19 protein-coding genes are annotated in these 18,389 nt (G+C 66.4%); 17 read left to right on the forward strand and 2 right to left on the reverse strand.

Going from position 1 to position 18,389, the window contains the following annotated elements; all coding sequences use genetic code 11:
* Window positions 1-31: 31 nt before the first annotated feature.
* Window positions 32-628, forward strand: coding sequence for a YceB family lipoprotein (locus AC07M7_RS02185; protein WP_495206646.1), 597 nt, complete (start codon window positions 32-34; stop codon window positions 626-628).
* Window positions 629-700: 72 nt separating this feature from the next.
* Here the strand turns inward: AC07M7_RS02185 and AC07M7_RS02190 are convergent, their stop codons facing one another.
* Window positions 701-1,168: an SET domain-containing protein gene (locus tag AC07M7_RS02190; protein ID WP_010483549.1), complete on the reverse strand. Its 468-nt coding sequence runs from the start codon at window positions 1,166-1,168 to the stop codon at window positions 701-703.
* A gap of 212 nt (window positions 1,169-1,380) precedes the next feature.
* Between AC07M7_RS02190 and AC07M7_RS02195 the strand changes: the two genes are divergently transcribed.
* The 5 genes from AC07M7_RS02195 to AC07M7_RS02215 all read left to right on the forward strand — a co-directional run bounded on the left by AC07M7_RS02195 (window position 1,381) and on the right by AC07M7_RS02215 (window position 6,682).
* The gene (locus tag AC07M7_RS02195; protein ID WP_046985679.1) at window positions 1,381-1,836 is read left to right on the forward strand and encodes an SUF system Fe-S cluster assembly regulator; all 456 of its coding nucleotides are present in this window, start codon (window positions 1,381-1,383) and stop codon (window positions 1,834-1,836) included.
* A gap of 18 nt (window positions 1,837-1,854) precedes the next feature.
* Window positions 1,855-3,330, forward strand: coding sequence for a Fe-S cluster assembly protein SufB (gene sufB / locus AC07M7_RS02200; protein WP_046985678.1), 1,476 nt, complete (start codon window positions 1,855-1,857; stop codon window positions 3,328-3,330).
* A 72-nt stretch (window positions 3,331-3,402) separates the two neighbouring features.
* A complete protein-coding gene (gene sufC, locus AC07M7_RS02205) occupies window positions 3,403-4,167 on the forward strand; it encodes a Fe-S cluster assembly ATPase SufC (RefSeq protein WP_004147524.1) in 765 nt (254 codons plus the stop codon).
* Window positions 4,167-5,429 (forward strand): Fe-S cluster assembly protein SufD, encoded by a 1,263-nt coding sequence (sufD, locus tag AC07M7_RS02210; RefSeq protein WP_136638379.1) that lies wholly within the window; start codon window positions 4,167-4,169, stop codon window positions 5,427-5,429. Before sufC ends, sufD begins: the two co-directional genes overlap by 1 nt.
* Complete coding sequence (locus AC07M7_RS02215) at window positions 5,426-6,682, forward strand: cysteine desulfurase (RefSeq protein ID WP_136638378.1); 1,257 nt, start codon at window positions 5,426-5,428, stop codon at window positions 6,680-6,682. Before sufD ends, AC07M7_RS02215 begins: the two co-directional genes overlap by 4 nt.
* Window positions 6,683-6,697: 15 nt before the next feature.
* Here AC07M7_RS02215 and AC07M7_RS02220 read toward each other — a convergent pair whose 3' ends face one another.
* Entirely contained in the window at window positions 6,698-7,348 is a 651-nt protein-coding gene (locus AC07M7_RS02220; protein WP_495206647.1) for a transposase, read from the reverse strand.
* Window positions 7,349-7,556: 208 nt separating this feature from the next.
* Here AC07M7_RS02220 and AC07M7_RS02225 point away from each other — a divergent pair, with 208 nt between their 5' ends.
* The 11 genes from AC07M7_RS02225 (at window position 7,557) to AC07M7_RS02275 (ending at window position 18,384) form a co-directional block, all read left to right on the forward strand.
* On the forward strand, window positions 7,557-8,096 hold the full coding sequence (locus AC07M7_RS02225; protein WP_046987137.1) for a GNAT family N-acetyltransferase: 540 nt from the start codon (window positions 7,557-7,559) through the stop codon (window positions 8,094-8,096).
* Entirely contained in the window at window positions 8,093-8,425 is a 333-nt protein-coding gene (locus AC07M7_RS02230; RefSeq protein WP_010483575.1) for a non-heme iron oxygenase ferredoxin subunit, read from the forward strand. The genes AC07M7_RS02225 and AC07M7_RS02230 overlap by 4 nt, the downstream gene beginning before the upstream one ends.
* 201 nt (window positions 8,426-8,626) lie before the next feature.
* Complete coding sequence (locus AC07M7_RS02235; protein ID WP_046987136.1) at window positions 8,627-9,031, forward strand: hypothetical protein; 405 nt, start codon at window positions 8,627-8,629, stop codon at window positions 9,029-9,031.
* Between the two features lie 165 nt (window positions 9,032-9,196).
* Window positions 9,197-11,500: a TonB-dependent receptor gene (locus AC07M7_RS02240; protein ID WP_136638376.1), complete on the forward strand. Its 2,304-nt coding sequence runs from the start codon at window positions 9,197-9,199 to the stop codon at window positions 11,498-11,500.
* 69 nt (window positions 11,501-11,569) lie between these two features.
* Window positions 11,570-12,289: a tetratricopeptide repeat protein gene (locus AC07M7_RS02245; protein ID WP_495206648.1), complete on the forward strand. Its 720-nt coding sequence runs from the start codon at window positions 11,570-11,572 to the stop codon at window positions 12,287-12,289.
* A 10-nt stretch (window positions 12,290-12,299) separates the two neighbouring features.
* Window positions 12,300-12,977 carry a Fe2+-dependent dioxygenase gene (locus tag AC07M7_RS02250; RefSeq protein ID WP_046987134.1) on the forward strand — a complete coding sequence of 226 codons (678 nt, stop codon included), beginning with the start codon at window positions 12,300-12,302 and terminating at the stop codon, window positions 12,975-12,977.
* A gap of 164 nt (window positions 12,978-13,141) precedes the next feature.
* On the forward strand, window positions 13,142-13,543 hold the full coding sequence (locus tag AC07M7_RS02255; RefSeq protein ID WP_136638373.1) for a hypothetical protein: 402 nt from the start codon (window positions 13,142-13,144) through the stop codon (window positions 13,541-13,543).
* Window positions 13,544-13,688: 145 nt separating this feature from the next.
* On the forward strand, window positions 13,689-16,109 hold the full coding sequence (locus tag AC07M7_RS02260) for a TonB-dependent receptor domain-containing protein (RefSeq protein WP_136638372.1): 2,421 nt from the start codon (window positions 13,689-13,691) through the stop codon (window positions 16,107-16,109).
* Between the two features lie 202 nt (window positions 16,110-16,311).
* Window positions 16,312-16,950 carry a PepSY-associated TM helix domain-containing protein gene (locus AC07M7_RS02265; RefSeq protein WP_495206649.1) on the forward strand — a complete coding sequence of 213 codons (639 nt, stop codon included), beginning with the start codon at window positions 16,312-16,314 and terminating at the stop codon, window positions 16,948-16,950.
* Between the two features lie 40 nt (window positions 16,951-16,990).
* Entirely contained in the window at window positions 16,991-17,509 is a 519-nt protein-coding gene (locus tag AC07M7_RS02270) for a DUF2271 domain-containing protein (RefSeq protein ID WP_032975835.1), read from the forward strand.
* Between the two features lie 71 nt (window positions 17,510-17,580).
* The gene (locus AC07M7_RS02275; protein WP_447780937.1) at window positions 17,581-18,384 is read left to right on the forward strand and encodes a DUF4198 domain-containing protein; all 804 of its coding nucleotides are present in this window, start codon (window positions 17,581-17,583) and stop codon (window positions 18,382-18,384) included.
* The last annotated feature ends 5 nt before the right edge of the window (window positions 18,385-18,389 follow it).

Raw genomic sequence — 18,389 nt, forward strand, 5'->3', positions numbered from 1 at the left:
TCCATCCATTCCGCATTCACCGGTCACCGCCATGCGCCTGCGTTTCCTGATGACCCGCCTTGCCGCCTCCACCGTAATGATCGCCGCGGCGATCGGCGCGCAGGCCGCCCCTTCCATTTCCGGCCGCGAACTGTCGGTCGGCGCCAGCGATGTGCAGCAGTACCTAGATGGCAGTTTTCCCCGTACCCAGGACGCGCTGGGTGGCCTGATCGCACTGACCATGAGCCATCCGCAGCTGAGCCTGCCGGCCGGCGAACGACTGAACCTGGGCATGGATCTGGCGCTGGCGACCGCTGGCGGCAACCCGGCCAAGCTCGGTACGGTGAAGCTCAGCAGCGGCCTGCGCTATGACGCACAGACACAGGGCTTCCACCTGCAGCAGCCGAGCGTGGATGACTTCACTCCGGCCAACCAGGGCGGTCGTCTCGACTCGCGTACCCGTGGCCTGCTCAATGCCTGGCTGAGCGACTACGCCCAGCGCGAGCCGATCTACAAGCTGGACCCGGCCGTGGCCGGCGTGCTCGGTGCACTGCAGGTGCAGTCGGCACAGGTGAAGAACGGCAAGCTAGTGGTCACCTTCAACCAGAACCTGGGCAACCTGGTGCCGGCAGGCGTGCTGGGCAAATAAGGTAGTGCCGGGCGCTGGCCGGCACGCTTTTCACATGTGTGCCGGCCAGCGGCCGGCACTACCCGCTGCGGGTCAGCGCTTGGGCTGCAGCATGGTGCCGGTGCACTTGGGCGAGCCGCAGCGGCACTCCCAGATCTTCTTCAGCTTGGCCGTATGGCGCTCGGCCAGGGTGATGCCGTAGTTGTAGGTCAGCTCTTCGCCGGCCTTGATATCGCGCAGCGCCTCGATGAAGACCTTGTCGCCGCGGCTGTCACCGTCTTCGTCTTCCTCGATCACCGCCTCGCAGTTCGGGTCGCAGCTGTGGTTGATCCAGCGCGCATCGTTGCCCTTGTAGTTGGCATCGATCACCCAGTCGTCGTTGAGGGTGAACAGGAAGGTATGGCCACTTTCAACATCGCCGCTGTCATCGGCATCGACGTCGCCGTGGCTGCGCAGCAGGCCCTTGTACTGGATCACGCGCTCGCCCTGCTTGATCGGGGCCACGGAAAACACACCGTTGCCGTGGATGGCGGACTTGCGGGCTTGGATCTTCTTGGGCATCGGCAAGGGAGGTCTGCAGCGAAAGGAACGTTGATTCTCGCCCATTCCGGGTGATTGCGAAAATCATCCCGTTGGCTCAGCATTGGCGCCCTGGCAACGGCCCCGGTGAGTGCTCCCGGCCCGGCCCCCCGGCGCCAGCTGAATGCCCGGCTTGGATGGTGGCGAATAAAAGCGTACAATTTCAGTCCGCTTTAAGAACCGCTCGCATCCCCATGTTGCGCGTCACCAAACTCACCGATTACGCCACCGTGGTACTGACCGTACTCGCCGCCCGCCCGGGCGAGGTGCTCAGTGCCACCGAGCTGGCCGAATTCACTGGTCTGGAACCGCCGACCGTCAGCAAGGTACTCAAGCCGCTGGCCCAGGCCGGCCTGGTCGAGGGCCTGCGCGGCGTCCGTGGCGGCTACCGGCTGACCCGCGCGGCCGTCGAGATCTCGCTGTTCGAAGTGGTCGAAGCGATGGAAGGGCCGCTGGCCCTGACCGAATGCAGCCACGACCACCACCAGTGCGGCATGGCGCCCAAGTGCGGCGCGCGCAGCAGCTGGCGGCTGATCAACGACGTGGTCTCCGAGGCCCTGCGCGACGTCACCCTCGCCCAGATTCTCCCCCCTCTCCCCCTTGCCGATGACGAACAGCGCCGCACCATCGCTGTCGACGTCGTCTCCTGATCCGTAGGCAGCCCCCCCATGGCCACCGAAACCATCGAAAACGTCGCCCACGACGACACCCCCAACCGCGAGATCCACGAGCAGCTCGGCCGCAAGTATTCGGCCGGCTTCATCACGGACATCGAATCAGACTCCCTTCCCGCCGGCCTGGACGAGGACACCATCCGTGCCCTGTCGGCCAAGAAGGAAGAGCCGGAATGGATGACGCAGTGGCGCCTGGACGCCTACCGCCACTTCCTGACCATGCCGATGCCGAACTGGGCCAAGCTGCAGATCGCCCCGATCGATCTGCAGGCGCTCAGCTACTACTCCGCGCCGAAGGGCCCGAAGTACGCCTCGCTGGATGACGTGCCCAAGGAACTGCTCGACACCTACGACAAGCTGGGCGTGCCGCTGCACGAGCGCGCCAAGCTGGCCGGCGTGGCGGTGGACGCGGTGTTCGACTCGGTGTCCGTCGGCACCACCTTCCGCAAGGAACTGGCCGAGAAGGGCATCGTGTTCTGCTCGATGTCCGAAGCGATCAAGGAACATCCGGAGCTGGTCAAGCAGTACCTCGGCACCGTGGTGCCGGTCGGCGACAACTATTTCGCCGCGCTCAATTCGGCGGTGTTCTCCGATGGCAGCTTCGTGTTCATCCCCAAGGGCGTGCGTTGCCCGATGGAGCTGAGCACCTATTTCCGCATCAACGCCGGCCACACCGGCCAGTTCGAGCGCACGCTGATCATCTGCGAGGACAAGGCGTACGTGTCCTACCTGGAAGGCTGCACCGCGCCGATGCGCGACGAGAACCAGCTGCATGCGGCGGTGGTCGAGCTGGTTGCGCTGGAAGATGCGGAAATCAAGTACTCCACGGTGCAGAACTGGTACCCGGGCGACGAGAACGGCGTCGGCGGCATCTACAACTTCGTCACCAAGCGTGCCGAATGCCGCGGCGCACGCAGCAAGGTCACCTGGACCCAGGTCGAGACCGGCTCGGCGATCACCTGGAAGTACCCGTCCTGCGTGCTGCTGGGCGACGACTCGGTCGGTGAGTTCCACTCGGTGGCGTTGACCCACCACCGCCAGCAGGCCGACACCGGCACCAAGATGATCCACATCGGCAAGCGCACCAAGAGCAAGATCATCAGCAAGGGCATCAGCGCCGGCCGCGGACAGAACACCTACCGCGGCCTGGTCCGGGTCGACCGCAACGCAGATGGCGCGCGCAACTACACCCAGTGCGATTCACTGCTGATCGGCAAGCAGTGCGGTGCCCACACCTTCCCCTACATCGAGGTGAAGAACCCCGGCGCCACGGTCGAGCACGAGGCCACCACCTCCAAGATCTCCGACGACCAGCTGTTCTACTGCCGCGCTCGTGGCATCAGCCAGGAAGACGCGGTGTCGATGATCGTCGACGGCTTCTGCAAGCAGGTGTTCCGCGAGCTGCCGATGGAGTTCGCGGTGGAAGCCAAGAAGCTGCTGGAAGTCTCGCTGGAAGGCTCGGTGGGCTGACCGCCTGCTGCCCCTCGCACAACGCATTCTCTTTACCGGCGGGCCACGGCCCGCACCACGGAAACCCCCACCATGCTGAAGATCGAAAACCTCCACGCCCGCATCGGCGACAAGGAAATCCTCAAGGGCCTGTCGCTGGAAGTGAAGCCCGGCCAGGTGCACGCCATCATGGGCCCCAACGGCGCCGGCAAGTCCACCCTGGGCAATGTCCTGGCAGGCCGCGACGGCTATGACGTGACCGAAGGCAGCGTGCAGTTCGAAGGCACCGACCTGCTCGACCAGGATCCGGAAGCGCGCGCCGCCGCCGGCCTGTTCCTGGCGTTCCAGTACCCGGTGGAAATTCCGGGCGTGAACAACACCTACTTCCTGCGCGCGGCACTGAACGCCCAGCGCAAGGCACGCGGTGAGGAAGAACTCGATTCCATGCAGTTCCTCAAGCTGGTGCGCCAGAAGCTGGCCGTGCTGCACCTGAAGGACGAACTGCTGCACCGTGGCGTCAACGAAGGCTTCTCCGGTGGCGAGAAGAAGCGCAACGAGATCTTCCAGCTGGCCGTGCTGGAGCCGAAGCTGGCGATCCTGGACGAGACCGATTCGGGCCTGGACATCGACGCGCTGAAGAGCGTCGCCGACGGCGTCAACGCACTGCGCAGCGCCGACCGCTCGTTCCTGGTCATCACCCACTACCAGCGCCTGCTGGACTACATCAAGCCGGACGTGGTGCACGTGCTGGCCGACGGCCGCATCGTCAAGAGCGGCGGCCCGGAACTGGCGCTGGAGCTGGAAGCGCACGGCTATGACTTCCTGAAGGATCGCGTGGTGCGCGAGGCGGCGGTCTGATGAGCGCCCTGCTCGACTCGATGGCCCAGGCCTTCTGCGGCAGCGATGCGCGCCGCGAAGTGCTGGATGCGGCCCTGCGCGATGGCCTGCCGGCCGCCCGCAACGAAGCCTGGAAGTACACCTCGCTGCGCCAGCTGGAGCGCCGCGCGTTCGCCGCGGCACCGCTGCAGGGCCCGGCCCTGGACGTCGCGCTGCTGGAAGACATTCCGGCGCCGCGCCTGGTGTTCGTCAACGGTCGCCTGGATGCCACGCTGAGCGACGTGCAGGCGTTGCCGGCCGGCGTGCAGCTGCAGCCGCTGTCGGCCGCGCTGGCGGACGGTGAGGATGCCGTTCGTTTCCTCGGCCGCCGTTACGAGCGCAGCGAAGAAATCTTCGCCCGGCTCAACGCCGCCCTGGCCGATGAAGGCGTGGTGCTGCGCGTGGACGAAGGCGTGCAGGTCGAAGCCCCCCTGCAGCTGGTGTTCGCCAGCGTGGCCGGCGACACCGACCTGGCCTGGCATCACCGTCACCTGATCGAACTGCGTGCCGGCGCACAGCTGGGCGTGGTCGAGCACCGCTTCAGCGTCGGCGATGCCGCCCATCTGGACAACACCGTGCTGCATGCCCACGTCGCCCGCGACGCGGTACTCCAGCATGCCCGCGTCCAGGCCGGCAGCGCGCGCCAGACCAGCTTCCTGCGCACCGATGCGGTGCTGGCCCGCGACGCGCAGTACCACCGCGTCGACCTGGAACTGGGTGCCGCGCTCAGCCGCCATGAACTGAACGTGCGCCTGGAAGGTGACAACGCCCACCTGACCGCCAATGGCGTGCTGCTCGGCAATGGCCGCCGCCACGTCGAGACCCGCCTGGGCATCGACCACATCGCGCGCGATACCAACTGCGAGCTGCTGTGGCGCGGTGTTGCGGCCAACCGCAGCCGCGTTGTGTTCCATGGCGGCATCCAGATCCGCGAAGGCGCCGACGGCACCGATGCGAACCTGTCCAACAAGAACCTGCTGCTGTCGCCCGACGCCGAGATCGACACCCAGCCGACGCTGGTGATCGACGCCGATGAGGTGAAGGCAGCGCACGGCGCGACCGTCGGCCAGCTCGATGCCAATGCGCTGTTCTACCTGCGCACGCGCGGCCTGCCGCAGGCGCAGGCGCAGGCACTGCTGAGCGCCGCGTTCTGCCACGAGCCGCTGAAGGTGCTGCCCGAAGCGCTGCGCGCGCAGTTGGCACGCCGCCTGGACAAGGCGCTGGCCGAGGCAGGTGTGGCATGAACCTGTCCTCGCCGCGACCGATCGAAGAACGCACCGGCAGCCCCGACTGGGACCGCGTCCGCCTCGACTTCCCGCTGCTGATGCGCGAAGTGCACGGCAAGCCGTTGGTCTATTTCGACAATGCCAACACCGGCCAGAAGCCGGTGCAGGTGATCGGCGCGGTGGACGAGTTCTACCGCCGCTACAACGCCAACGTCAGCCGCGCAGTGCACGCACTGGGCAGCGAAGCCACCGATGCCTATGAAGGCGCACGCAACAAGCTGGCGCGCTTCCTCAACGTGCGCCCCAGCGACCTGGTGCTGTGCAGCGGCACCACCTTCGCCATCAACCTGGTGGCGTACTCGTGGGCACTGCCACGGCTGAAGGCCGGTGACGTGATCCTGATCACACGCATGGAGCATCACGCCAACATCGTGCCGTGGCAGCTGGTTGCGCAGCGCACCGGCGCGACCATCCGCGTGGCCGAGATCACCCCCGATGGTGCGCTGGACCTGGACGCGCTGCGCGTGGCGATGACCCCCGAGGTCAAGCTGCTCGCTGTCACCCACGTGTCCAACGTGCTGGGCACGGTCAATCCGGTGCGCGAGATCTGCCGTGAAGCGCGCAAGCGCGGCATCATCACCGTGGTCGATGGCTCGCAGGCGGTGCCGCACCGCAAGGTCGACGTCGCCGCGATCGGCTGCGACTTCTACGCCATCACCGGCCACAAGATGTGCGGACCGACCGGTACCGGCGCACTGTGGGCCCGTCGCGAGCACCTGGACGCGATGCCGCCGTTCCTCGGCGGCGGTGAGATGATCAAGGAAGTCAGCTTCGACGGCACCGTGTTCAACGATGCCCCGCACAAATTCGAAGCCGGCACCCCCAACATCGCCGGCTTCATCGGCCTGGGCGTGGCCGCCGACTACCTGCAGCAGCTTGGCCAGGAGAACGTGGAATCGCGCGAAGCCGAACTGCTGGCACACTTCACCGAAGAGCTGCGCCGCGTCGACGGCCTGCGCATCATCGGCGAAGCGCCGGAGAAGGCCGCCGTGGTCTCGTTCCTGATCGACGGCGCGCATGCGCATGACCTGGCGACCCTGCTCGACCTGGAAGGCGTGGCCGTGCGCTCGGGCCAGCACTGCGCGCACCCGCTGCTGCAGTACTTCGGCGTCGCCGCCACCTGCCGTGCCTCGCTGGCGTTCTACAACACGCACGCCGAGATCGAGCGGTTCATGACCGCGTTGACCAAGGTGCGCAAGCTGTTGGGGTGAGCCCGCAGACCGGGGTCAGATCCCTTTCGCCTGGCGAAAGGGCTCTGACCCCATCAACGTTGCCGCCATCCGTCGCTGCGATTGCACCGCCTTCGGTATCGAAGAGAGATCCTGCGCAGGGATACCCTGCTCGATGAACTCGGCGTAGCACCTGCACCGCTCATCCGCATCGGTGGCAATCAACTCAAAGGCCGGATGCGGCACGAGCAATGCGTTCACCCTGCCCTGCGCATTCGCGCGATAGCTCGACCAGCGATAGTCACCAGGATGCGCCACCTTCCCCGCCCGAACCGGGTTGAGCTCGATGTAGCGCTGGCAGGCCAGCAGATAGCGATCCGTATCCACCAGCGTGGAGTGGAAGCACCCTTCCCATAACGTGCCGGTGCGGCCCTGCCGATCATTCACCCGACGTACGTAGGTCCGGCTCACGGCCTGCATCATCCGTGACAGCCCGCCGCAGACATCAGGCGTTGCCAGAAGATGGACGTGATTGTCCATCAGCACATAAGCGTGGACCCGGCAGTGCTGCTGGCCTGCGTGATGACACAGCAGACGCAGGTAGGCCACGCGGTCGTCATCCGTGAAGAACACGGGCTGGCGATTGTTGCCACGTTGAACGGCATGTTGCGGGTATCCGGGCGCATCGATCCTTCGGGGGCGTGGCATGAGCGTTTCCTGGGGCTGAGGGGTCAGAGCCCTTTGCTGCATAAAGGGATCTGACCCCGAGCATCTGCCAATTCCGAACCTGTGCCAGTCGGTCCATGGCCTGCCGTTGGGTCAGTAGACGTCGGGGTCAGATCCCTTTCGCTTTGCGAAAGGGATCTGACCCCACCTCCCCATTTGCGCCCGCCCACGCCCCACCTAGAATGGGGCAATGAGCACCCTGACCTACCGGGCCGCCACGTCGGCCGACATCCCCGCCCTGATCACCCTGGTCACCTCCGCCTACCGTGGTGACGCCAGCCGTGTCGGCTGGACCACTGAAGCCGACCTGCTGGACGGCGCCCGCATCGACGCCGAAGGCATCCAGGCCGACCTGGACCGCCCGCGCTCCACCATCCTGCTGGCCGAGCGCGGGAACCAGCTGGTGGCCTGCGCCCACGTTGCCGATGTCGATGGCAAGGGCTACTTCGGCATGTTCTCGGTCGACCCGGCCCAACAGGGCGGCGGTGTCGGCAAGCAGATGATGGAGGCTGCCGAAGCGCTTGCCGCGCGCGAATGGAGCGTGCCGGTGATGCAGATGACGGTGATCGACGTGCGCGACGAGCTGATCGCCTTCTATGAACGCCGCGGCTACCAGCGTACCGGCATCAAGAAGCCGTTCCCGTATGGGGACGAACGCTTCGGCATCCCCAAGCGCGACGACCTGCGCTTCGAGATCCTGGAAAAGCCGTTGGCCGGAGCCGCCACGTGAGCGAGGCCTGGACCTTTGTCTGTGCCGGCGCCGAGCTGTTGCCGGGTGAAATGAAGAGTGTGTTCGACGAGGTGACCGGAACGCCGATCGTGGTGTTCAACCTCGACGGCGAGCTGTACGCCCTGGAAGACCAGTGCACGCATGAAGAGTTCGAGCTCTCCTCGGGCGAGTTCAACACCACCGAGGGCAGCGTGGAGTGCGTGCTGCACGGCGCGCGCTTCGACGTGCGCGATGGCCGTGCCCTGTGCGCCCCGGCCTACAGCCCGGTGCCGAAGTTCCCGGTAAAGCGCGAGCACGACGCGATCTGGACCCGCGACGACCGCGATTGAGGCGGTGCCTCCCGGCAGGGACCCGCCCATGCGCGCGCCTGCCGGGGAGCACACCCATGGGGTGGATCTACCGGATCGCCCTGAGCGGCCTTCCAGGGCCTTTCGGGGGCATCGAGATCGCACGCCCGATTGCGCACATGCGAATCATTATCGTTGATGCTATTCTACGTAACATCTTCGTAACGACTCCGCCTCCGCGCCATGGCTTCGCCCGCGCCCACCGCCACGCTGCGCCAGCTCGCCCGTCAAGGGTGGCCGCTGCTCGTGGCCGCGCTGCTGACGCTGTTGCTGGGCTGGTCGGCACTGCACGAAGGACGCGGCAACGGCCCTGCTGCCCACGGCTGGCAGGCACACGCTGACGATCTGCAGCAGGTCATGCCGATGCCGGCCCCGCCGGCGGACGAATGCCCGCACCATGCCGCGCCAGCACCGGAGCCGCCGCTGGATGGCGAGGGCACCACGCCCTGTACCGGACTGGCTCCCCCGCGCGCCGCCCTGGTCGCGCATGTTCCGCTGTGGCGTTCCGACGCCCTGCGCTGGCAGCTGCATGATCCCGCGCTGCGGTTGAACCCCGGCCACGCACCGCCCGCACCGCACGCCAGCTGAGGCGCCCTGCGGCCGTTGGCGTGTGCCTGAGGTCGTTCACCGCGTAGCCGAGCATCGGCTCAGCTCTATCGGCTCAGCTCTACAGAAACCGCTTTCTACGTGCCGTCGCGCTGTCTGCGCTTCGGCCCTCGCCCTTTCCTGATCCAAGCCACCGCCATCCAGACCATGACCCACATCACGTCCCGCAAGCACGGCCCGCGCGTTTCCCTGCTCGCTACCGCCACCCTGGCCGCCGGCTTCGCACCGCTGGTCGCACAGGCCGCCGACAACGCCGATGCCAGCTCCCGCAAGGCCACCGACCTGGACAAGGTGCAGGTGCGCGGCAGCTGGTTCAATCCGTCCTCGCCGAAGTTCACCGCTGAACTGCTGAACACTCCGAAGTCGGTGTCGATCGTGTCGGAGAAGCTGATTGCCGAAACCGGCGCGACCAACCTGCAGGATGCGCTGCGCATGGTCCCAGGCATCACCTTCGGTGCCGGCGAAGGCGGCAACCCGACCGGCGACCGCCCCTTCATCCGTGGCTTCGATTCGCAGAGCAACATGTTTGTCGATGGCTTGCGCGACGTCGGCTCGCAGACCCGCGAAATCTTCGACCTGGAGCAGGTGGAAGTGGTCAAGGGCCCGAGCTCGGCCTACGGCGGCCGTGACTCCGGTGGTGGCAGCCTGAACCTGGTGAGCAAGACGCCGAAGCTGAAGAACGAGACCAGCGCAAGCATGGGCATCGGCACCGACAGCTACGCGCGCGGCACCGTGGACGCCAACTACGTGCTGGGCGATGGCATCGCCGCCCGCCTGAACCTGATGAAGCACGAGTCGGACATCGCCGGCCGTGACGCTGCCAATGTCAGCCGTTGGGGTATCGCACCGTCGATCGCGTTTGGCCTGAACGGTCCGGCGCAGCTGATCGCCAGCCACTACCACATGCAGAGCGATGACCTGCCGGATGCAGGCGGTTTCCCGTACAACAATCCGTTCGCCAGCGGCCCGAACGTGGCCAAGAACGGCGATGGCCGCCCGATGGTGCCGGACCGCAACAACTACTACGGCCTGGTCGACCGCGACTTCCAGCGCACCCGCGCCGACATCAGCACCCTGGACGCCAGCTACGACTTCGGCGGCCACAAGCTGCGCAACATCGCGCGCCTGGGCAACACCAGCAACGACTACCTGTGGACCCAGCCGGACGACAGCAAGGGCAACCCGAACAATTACGGCACCTTGTGGCGCCGCACCAACAGCCGCGCCGTCGACGTCAAGAGCTTCGCCGACCAGCTCGGTCTGACCGGCGCCTTCCAGACCGGCGCGCTCAAGCACAGCTACAGCGCCGGCGTGGAATACAGCGACGAGAAGATGACTCGCGGCAGCTACCTGATGACGCCGGGCACCGCCAACCCGCTGGAAACCGCCGCCAACAGCTCCGTGTGCCGGGTGTCCGGCGCCGCCACCAACTACAACTGCACCGACTTCAACAACCCGAATCCGAACGATCCGTGGGCTGCCGGTCAGATCGTCTATCGCAGCAACAAGGCGCTGGACGTTGAACAGCGCACCAAGACCAAGTCCGCCTATCTGTTCGACACCATCGAGCTCAATGCACAGTGGAGCTTCAACGTCGGCCTGCGCTATGACGATTACAGCACCACGCTGACCACGCCGGTGCTCAACGCAGCGCCGACCCGCCTGCGCAACGACAACGACTTCGTGAACTACCAGGCCGGCGTAGTGTTCAAGCCGGCGGCCAACGGCAGCATTTACCTGTCGTGGGGCACCTCCTCGACCCCGCCGGGCATGGACGGTGGCGATGGCTCCGACGGCCTGACCGGGCTGGTGGCCGACCTCAAGCCGCAGGACACCAAGAACCTCGAATTGGGTACCAAGTGGGACCTGCTGGACAACCGCCTGAACCTGACCGCGGCGATCTTCCACACCGTGATGAACAATGCACGTGTGACCATCGACAACGGCACCAGTCAGAACGCCGGCAAGAAGGAGATCAACGGCTTCGAGCTGGGCTTCAACGGCCAGCTGACCGACGCCTGGAGCCTGTACGGCGGTTACACCTACCTGGACTCGGAACTGAAGGACAACGGCTTCGTCTGTGCCGTGTCCGGCCGCACCTGCCCGTCCAACGTCTACGTGCCGTCGCCGAACAACGGCAACGAGTTCCCGAACACCGCCAAGCACAGCGCCAACCTGTGGACCACCTACCGCTTCCCGATCGGCCTGACCGTCGGTGCCGGTGCGTTCTACTCGGACAAGCAGTACGGTGATGTGGCCAACACCAAGTGGATCGCCAGCTACACCCGCTTCGACGCGATGGCCAGCTACGCGATCCAGGACAACATCAGCCTGCAGCTCAACGTGCAGAACCTGACCGACAAGACCTACTTCACCAAGGCCTATGCCTCGCACTACGCGAGCATCGCCCCGGGTCGCTCGGCCACCCTGGCACTGAACGTGAAGTTCTGATGTAACTTGGCTCCACCACGGCGGCAGGCTCTCCTGCCGCCGTTTTTGTTTCCGGCGATACTCACCCCCATGGCAACCCTTACCCCCATCGACAGCGATGCTCTGGCCGAGCTGCTGCAGCACGACCCGCAGGCTGCCTTCGCGCGCGTGCGCGACGCCGCGCAGGCCGGACAGGTCGAGGCACAACTGCTGCTCGCGCAGATGCACATGGAAGGCAAAGGCACCGCACAGGACGCCCCGGCGGCACTGCTCTGGTACGAAACCGCCGCCAACAACGGCGCGCCGATGGCGATGAACATGCTTGGCCGCTGCCACGAACTGGGCCAGGGCACCGCCCCCGACCCGACACTCGCCGCAGTGTGGTACCGGCGCGCGGCCGACACCGGCCTGGACTGGGGCCTGTACAACCTGGCCAACCTGCTGGCCACCGGCCGCGGCGTGACCCAGGACCGCGCGCAGGCACTGGCCCTGTACACCCGTGCCGCACAACTGGGCCATGCCAAATCGATGAACCTGCTGGCCCGCCACCTCGAAGACGGACTGGATACCGCGCCCGATCCACAGGCAGCGCTGGCCTGGTACCAGCGCGCGGCCGAGGCCGGTGATTTCCGCGGCCAGGCCAACTACGCCTCGATCCTGCTGCAGGCCGGCCAGATCGAGCAGGCCGTGCACTGGCTGCGGCTTGCACTGGCCCACGGCAGCCCGGCGTTCATGGAGCACATCGTGCCGGAACTGGCCGCGTCGCCGCATCCGCAGGTGCGCGCACTGGTCGCACCGCCGTCCCTCTGAGGAGTCCCGCATGCTGCTGCACATCCCCGACATTCTCAGCGCCGACCAGGTCGCCGACTTCCGGCGCCGCCTCGACGCCGCCGACTGGACCGATGGCCGCGAGACCGTTGGCCATCTGGGCGCGCAGGCCAAGCACAACCAGCAGCTGCCCGAGGCCTCGCCGCTGCGCCGCGAACTGGGCGAGATCATCCTCGTCGCGTTGGCCCGGCACCCGCTGTTCTTCAGCGCCGCGCTGCCGCTGAAGTACCTGCCGCCGCGCTTCAACCGCTACAGCGGGGGCGGCACCTATGGCTTCCATGTCGATGGTGCGGTGATGAACCTGGCCAACGGTGAGCAACTGCGCTCGGACATCTCCTGCACCCTGTTCCTGTCCGCGCCCGAGGAGTACGAGGGCGGCGAGCTGATCATCAGCGATACCTACGGCGAACACGAGGTAAAGCTGCCGGCCGGCGACCTGATCGTGTATCCGTCCAGCAGCCTGCACCAGGTGCGGCCGGTCACCGGCGGCGCGCGCATGGCCTCGTTCTTCTGGGTGCAGAGCATGATCCGCGACGACGTGCAGCGGCGCCTGCTGTGGGAAATGGATGGCTCGATCGAACGCCTGCGGCAGACCGGCGGCGACGCCGAGGCGGTGCTGCAGCTGACCGGCGTGTACCACAACCTGCTGCGGCGCTGGAGCGAAGTCTGAGCCCCGTCGGGGCGGCCTGCGACATTTTGGCAATCATTCTCATTTGCAACGGCTAACAGCTCTCATTACAATCACGCCCCGTTGATGCCGGCCGCTGCCGGCAGACCCTTGGGGACCCCCGCTTGCTGCGCCCGCTTCGCCCTCGTCCACTCATCCATCGCAAGATGGGCACCGCCATGCGCGGCCAGCGTCCCGCGCTGGCCAGCCTGCTGGCGTGGGTGGCGATGCTGGCCTTGCTGCTGGGCACCCTGCCGCTGCTGCCACACGGCCAGGCCGGAATGGCCGTGCAGATGCCGCTGGAAGAGCGCGGTGGCGAAGCGCCGCTGCAGGAAGAGGCACCGGCCAAGCTGCGCCGTTGTGCTGCCGCTCCGGTGAAATCAGCCGAGAAGGCACGCCCGCCGTTGCTGCTGGCCAGCCACTGGCTGCGCACTGAGCTGGAACTCGTACCCGCCACGCCGGCCATGCCCGGCGTGCGCCTGGACTGGCCACTGGCCGCTCCGGACACGCCCTGGGCCGATGCGCCCGGGCGTCGCCAGCAACGCGGCCAGGCGCCGCCGCTCGCCTGATCCACGGCCCGACGTGACCGCCCGCGCGGTCGCGCCTGCACGCCGCTGCCTGCTTCATCCCTGCCGCCCCTGACCGGGCCTTCCGTGCCTGCCGCGCCCTTCGCGCACGGCGTCGCACCACCCTGCATCCTTCGAGGTTACTGCCATGGCCCAGCGCCATCGTGTCCGTTCGTCCCTGTCCCGTACCCTGCTGACCAGCGCCGTGCTGGCGGCCATGGCCACCCCTGCCCTTGCCCACGGTGACGCTTCCGGCGCGCCACAGACGCTGGACAAGGTGGTGGTCACCGCCTCCGGCTTCGAGCAGAAGGTGGTCGATGCACCGGCCAGCATCAGCGTGGTCAGCCGCGAAGAACTCAGCAAGCGCCCGTACACCAACCTGGTCGACGCGCTGCGCGACGTCGAAGGCATCGACGTCGGCCTGGAAGCCAGCGACAAGAACGGTCGCGCCACCATTTCCATGCGCGGCCTGCCGTCCGAGTACACCCTGGTGCTGATCGACGGCCGTCGCCAGAGCAATGTCGGCCAGCTGTATCCGAACAACTTCGGTGGCGGCCAGTTCGCCTACCTGCCGCCGCTGGACGCGATCGAACGCATCGAAGTCGTGCGCGGCCCGATGTCCACGCTGTACGGCTCGGATGCGATGGGTGGCGTCATCAACATCATCACCCGGCGCAACCAGGACAGCTGGCACGGCGCGGTGACCCAGGGCTTCACCGTGCAACAGGATGACCAGTTCGGTGATGCACGCACCACCGACCTGTACCTTAGTGGCCCGCTGCTGAAGGACCGCCTGAGCCTGGCGGTGCGCGGCAGCTACTACGACGCCAAGGCCTCCAATCCGGAGTGGGATGCACTGACCCTGCCGGACGGCAGCCTCTGGGAGCGCAGCATTGGCTTCGGCGGCGGTGGCAAGTCGGTGGCCAACACCAACTGGAACACCGGCGTACGCCTGGACTTCCGCGTCAACGACGATCACGAACTGTGGCTGGACTACGACGTGTCGCGGCAGAAGTATGACAACAGCGAGGGCCAGACCGGCACGCTGGACAGCCTGGCCAGCCTGTGGCGCGTCGGCAACGCAGTCATCCCCAACCCGAACGGCAGCGGCACCGTCACCCGCCGCGTGGTGCAGCCGCGTGTGGGCTACACCGCCTACCAGCGCTACGAGCGCGACCAGTTGTCGCTGACCCACCAGGGCCGCTACAGCTTCGGTACCTGGCAGACCTCGCTGACCCACAGCAAGAGCAGCAACCTGGGCCGTTCGCTGCCGCTGACCCTGGACGAACGCGCCAACCTGCAGACGCTGTGGAATGACGTCTGCCGCCGCACCGGTGCCGCCAACAATTGTGCGGCTGGCCGCGGCAATGCGCTGACTGCCCTCAATCCAAGTGAAATGGCACGGCTGCAGGCGTTCCTGCCGCGTCCGCTGCGCACCATGGAACTGGAAGGCTACGTGCTCGACACCATGCTCGACCTCGACTTCGGCGCGCACAAGCTGACCGTTGGCGGCCAGTACAACGACACCGACATGATCGACGGCGTGTTCGGCATGGATGGCGCCGGTTACCGCAGCAACACCAAGCAGAAGCACCGCATGTGGGCCCTGTTCGCCGAGGACAACTGGTCGCTGACCGATACCCTCACCGCTACCTTCGGCCTGCGCTATGACGACCACAACGTGTTCGGCAGCCACGTCAGTCCGCGCGGCTACCTGGTATGGAACGCCAGCGACGCGTGGACCTTCAAGGGTGGCGTCAGCACCGGCTACAAGACCCCGCGTCCGGACCAGCTGTTCCCGGGCATCACCGGCTTCGGTGGCCAGGGCGTGCTGCCGCTGGTGGGCTCGCCTAACCTGAAGCCTGAAACCAGCACCAACTATGAGCTGGCCGCCTACTACGAAGGCCAGCGCTGGGGCTTCAACGTGACCGGCTTCTTCAACAAGTTCGAGGACAAAATCGCCAGCGGCGGCACCTTCCCGAACTGCGAAGTGGCCCGCGCCGGCAGTGGCTACTGCGTAGACATCGGCCCGGGCTGGGCGGCGCTGGGCTACAGCACCTTCACCCAGAGCGTGAACATCGACAAGGCCGAGACCCGCGGTACCGAACTGGCCGCGCATGTCGACCTGCTCGACACCCTGCAGCTGCGCGGCAACTACACCTGGACCAAGAGCGAGCAGACCAGCGGCCCCGACAAGGGACGCCCGATCTCGGGCACCACGCCGGCAAAGCACATGGCCAACGCCAGCCTCAACTGGCAGATCAACGAAGCGGTCAGCCTGTCGCTGATCGGCGAGGGCCGCTACGACCGCTATCGCGACACCCTCATCGACAGTGCCGGCACCCGCCACGTGCGCTATTACGAGGACTACACGATCTTCCACCTGGGCGGCAGCTGGAAGGCCACGCCGTGGCTGACGGTCAACGCACGTGTCAACAATTTGTTCGACAAGGACTTCGTTTCACAGTCGTGCCTGCTGCTCAATCCCAGCGAGTTCAGCTGCGTGGACGACTACGCGACCAAGGACCAGCGCCGCAGCTACTGGATTTCGTTGAACGCGAAGTTCTGATCGCCGCGCACCGGTAGTGCCGGTCGCTGGCCGGCATTGCCCCGGTGGGTGCCGATCTTGGTCGGCACCACTTCATCCACGCATGGTGTGGATCTGCCGTATCCCGCCGTCGATCCGGCGGTGGGATACAGAACGACACGCAATTGCGAGCTATTCTCATCAATGATGTAATGGGCAGTCCCCGTCCGCCTCGAACCGTGCCGTGAGCCGTCCTGCCTCTTCCACTGTGCAGCAGCAACAGAACCGTGGCTTCTGGCTGCGGACGCTGCACCAGTGGCACTGGATCAGCTCGGCGATGTGCCTGATCGGCATGCTGCTGTTCGCGGTGACCGGCCTGACCCTCAACCATGCGGCGAAGATCGAAGCCAAGCCGCAGGTGCAGAACCAGCAGCTGGAACTGCCGGCTGATCTGCTGGGCCAGCTGGGCACGCGCGAGGACGGCAACGCACCGATTCCGCGCCCGGCCAGGCAATGGCTGGACACGCAGCTGGGCATCGCCATCGGTGGGCGTCCGGCCGAGTGGTCGGCCGAAGAGATCTACCTGTCATTGCCGCGCCCCGGTGGTGACGCCTGGCTGAGCATCGATCGCGAGACCGGCGCGGTGGAGTACGAATCGACGTCGCGCGGCGTGGTGTCCTACCTCAACGACCTGCACAAGGGCCGCAATGCCGGCCCGGCGTGGGGTTGGTTCCTGGACCTGTTTGCCGTGGCCTGCCTGGTGTTCTGCATCACCGGCCTGTTCCTGCTGCACCTGCATGCGCGGCAGCGACGCATGACCTGGCCACTGGTCGGCCTGGGCTTGATGATCCCGCTTCTGATCGCCCTGCTGCTGATCCACTGACTTCCACCGTGACTTCCATCCGTTCTTCCGGAGCCGCCCCATGCGCGTCACCCTGACCATCGCCCTCAGTGGCCTGCTGGCCACCTCGCCGGCTTACGCCACCACCCTCGACATCAACGTCGAAGTGCCCAAGCTCAACGTGGCCGAGTACCACCGCCCGTATGTGGCGGTGTGGCTGGAAGGCGCCGACCAGAAGGTCGCCGCCAACCTGTCGGTCTGGTACCAGCAGACCAGCAACAGCGAAGGCCATGGCACCAAGTGGCTGCCCGACCTGCGCCAGTGGTGGCGCAAGAGCGGCCGCACCCTGCAGGTGCCGGTGGACGGCGTGACCGGCCCGACCCGCCCGGCCGGCAAGCACGCGCTGTCGTTCAACGACAAGCAGCCGGCCCTGAAGCAGCTGGCCCCGGGCAACTACACCCTGGTGGTGGAAGCGGTGCGCGAAGTCGGCGGCCGTGAACTGCTGAAGATCCCCTTCACCTGGCCGGCCACCGCCGCACAGAACGGCCGCGCGCAGGGCGCCACCGAACTGGGCCAGGTCACCCTCGCCGTCAAACCTTAACCGCCTGACCGGGGTCAGAGCCCTTCCTGCGGAAGGGATCCGACCCCACCACCACCCCTGGAGTCTTCCGCATGAAGCGCACGCTCGTCCTCGCCGCCGCTCTGGCCGCTGCCCTTCCGTTCTCGGCCCTGGCCCACAAGGCCTGGCTGCTGCCCTCGCAGACCGTGATCGCCGGCAACGCGCCGTGGATCACCGTCGACGGTGCGGTCTCCAATGACCTGTTCTATTTCAATCACGTGCCGCTGCGCCTGGAGTCGGTGGTGATCACCGCGCCGGACGGCAGCACCGTGCAGGCGCAGAACGCCGCCACCGGCAAGTACCGCAGCGTGTTCGATGTCGAGCTGAAGCAGCAGGGCACTTACCGCATCGCGTCGGTCAATGACGGCCTGTTTGCCACCTACGAGCAGAACGGCGAGCGCAAGCGCTGGCGTGGTACCGCCGCCACCTTCGGCGAACTTCCCAAGGACGCGAAGAAGCTGGAAGTGAGCCAGTCGGTGGGCCGCGTGGAAACATTTGTAACCAACGGCGCACCAAACGACACTGCGCTTAAGCCGACCAACCGCGGCATCGAGCTGGTTACCGTCGGCCACCCGAACGATCTGTTCGCCGGCGAGGAAGCCACCTTCCGCGTACTGATCGACGGCAAGCCGACCGCAGGCCTGGAGTTCGAGATCGTGCGCGGCGGCACCCGCTATCGCAACGCGCAGGACGAGCTGAAGGTCACCAGCGATGCCAAGGGCGAGATCAAGGTGACCTGGCCGGAAGCCGGCATGTACTGGCTGGAGACCGGCACCGAAGACAACAAGACGTCGGTGAAGCAGGCCGCCAAGCGCCGCCTGAGCTATGTCGCCACGCTGGAAGTGCTGCCGCAGTAATGACG

This window comes from Stenotrophomonas sp. GW821-FHT09E08 (genome assembly GCF_059416125.1).

What these genes read in the sequence shown, in the direction of transcription:
- AC07M7_RS02185 (WP_495206646.1), top strand. Translation starts at nt 32, where the DNA reads ATGCGCCTGCGTTTCCTGATGACCCGCCTTGCCGCCTCCACCGTAATG.
- AC07M7_RS02190 (WP_010483549.1), bottom strand. Translation starts at nt 1,168, where the DNA reads ATGCCCAAGAAGATCCAAGCCCGCAAGTCCGCCATCCACGGCAACGGT.
- AC07M7_RS02195 (WP_046985679.1), top strand. Translation starts at nt 1,381, where the DNA reads ATGTTGCGCGTCACCAAACTCACCGATTACGCCACCGTGGTACTGACC.
- sufB (WP_046985678.1), top strand. Translation starts at nt 1,855, where the DNA reads ATGGCCACCGAAACCATCGAAAACGTCGCCCACGACGACACCCCCAAC.
- sufC (WP_004147524.1), top strand. Translation starts at nt 3,403, where the DNA reads ATGCTGAAGATCGAAAACCTCCACGCCCGCATCGGCGACAAGGAAATC.
- sufD (WP_136638379.1), top strand. Translation starts at nt 4,167, where the DNA reads ATGAGCGCCCTGCTCGACTCGATGGCCCAGGCCTTCTGCGGCAGCGAT.
- AC07M7_RS02215 (WP_136638378.1), top strand. Translation starts at nt 5,426, where the DNA reads ATGAACCTGTCCTCGCCGCGACCGATCGAAGAACGCACCGGCAGCCCC.
- AC07M7_RS02220 (WP_495206647.1), bottom strand. Translation starts at nt 7,348, where the DNA reads ATGCCACGCCCCCGAAGGATCGATGCGCCCGGATACCCGCAACATGCC.
- AC07M7_RS02225 (WP_046987137.1), top strand. Translation starts at nt 7,557, where the DNA reads ATGAGCACCCTGACCTACCGGGCCGCCACGTCGGCCGACATCCCCGCC.
- AC07M7_RS02235 (WP_046987136.1), top strand. Translation starts at nt 8,627, where the DNA reads ATGGCTTCGCCCGCGCCCACCGCCACGCTGCGCCAGCTCGCCCGTCAA.
- AC07M7_RS02240 (WP_136638376.1), top strand. Translation starts at nt 9,197, where the DNA reads ATGACCCACATCACGTCCCGCAAGCACGGCCCGCGCGTTTCCCTGCTC.
- AC07M7_RS02245 (WP_495206648.1), top strand. Translation starts at nt 11,570, where the DNA reads ATGGCAACCCTTACCCCCATCGACAGCGATGCTCTGGCCGAGCTGCTG.
- AC07M7_RS02250 (WP_046987134.1), top strand. Translation starts at nt 12,300, where the DNA reads ATGCTGCTGCACATCCCCGACATTCTCAGCGCCGACCAGGTCGCCGAC.
- AC07M7_RS02255 (WP_136638373.1), top strand. Translation starts at nt 13,142, where the DNA reads ATGGGCACCGCCATGCGCGGCCAGCGTCCCGCGCTGGCCAGCCTGCTG.
- AC07M7_RS02260 (WP_136638372.1), top strand. Translation starts at nt 13,689, where the DNA reads ATGGCCCAGCGCCATCGTGTCCGTTCGTCCCTGTCCCGTACCCTGCTG.
- AC07M7_RS02270 (WP_032975835.1), top strand. Translation starts at nt 16,991, where the DNA reads ATGCGCGTCACCCTGACCATCGCCCTCAGTGGCCTGCTGGCCACCTCG.
- AC07M7_RS02275 (WP_447780937.1), top strand. Translation starts at nt 17,581, where the DNA reads ATGAAGCGCACGCTCGTCCTCGCCGCCGCTCTGGCCGCTGCCCTTCCG.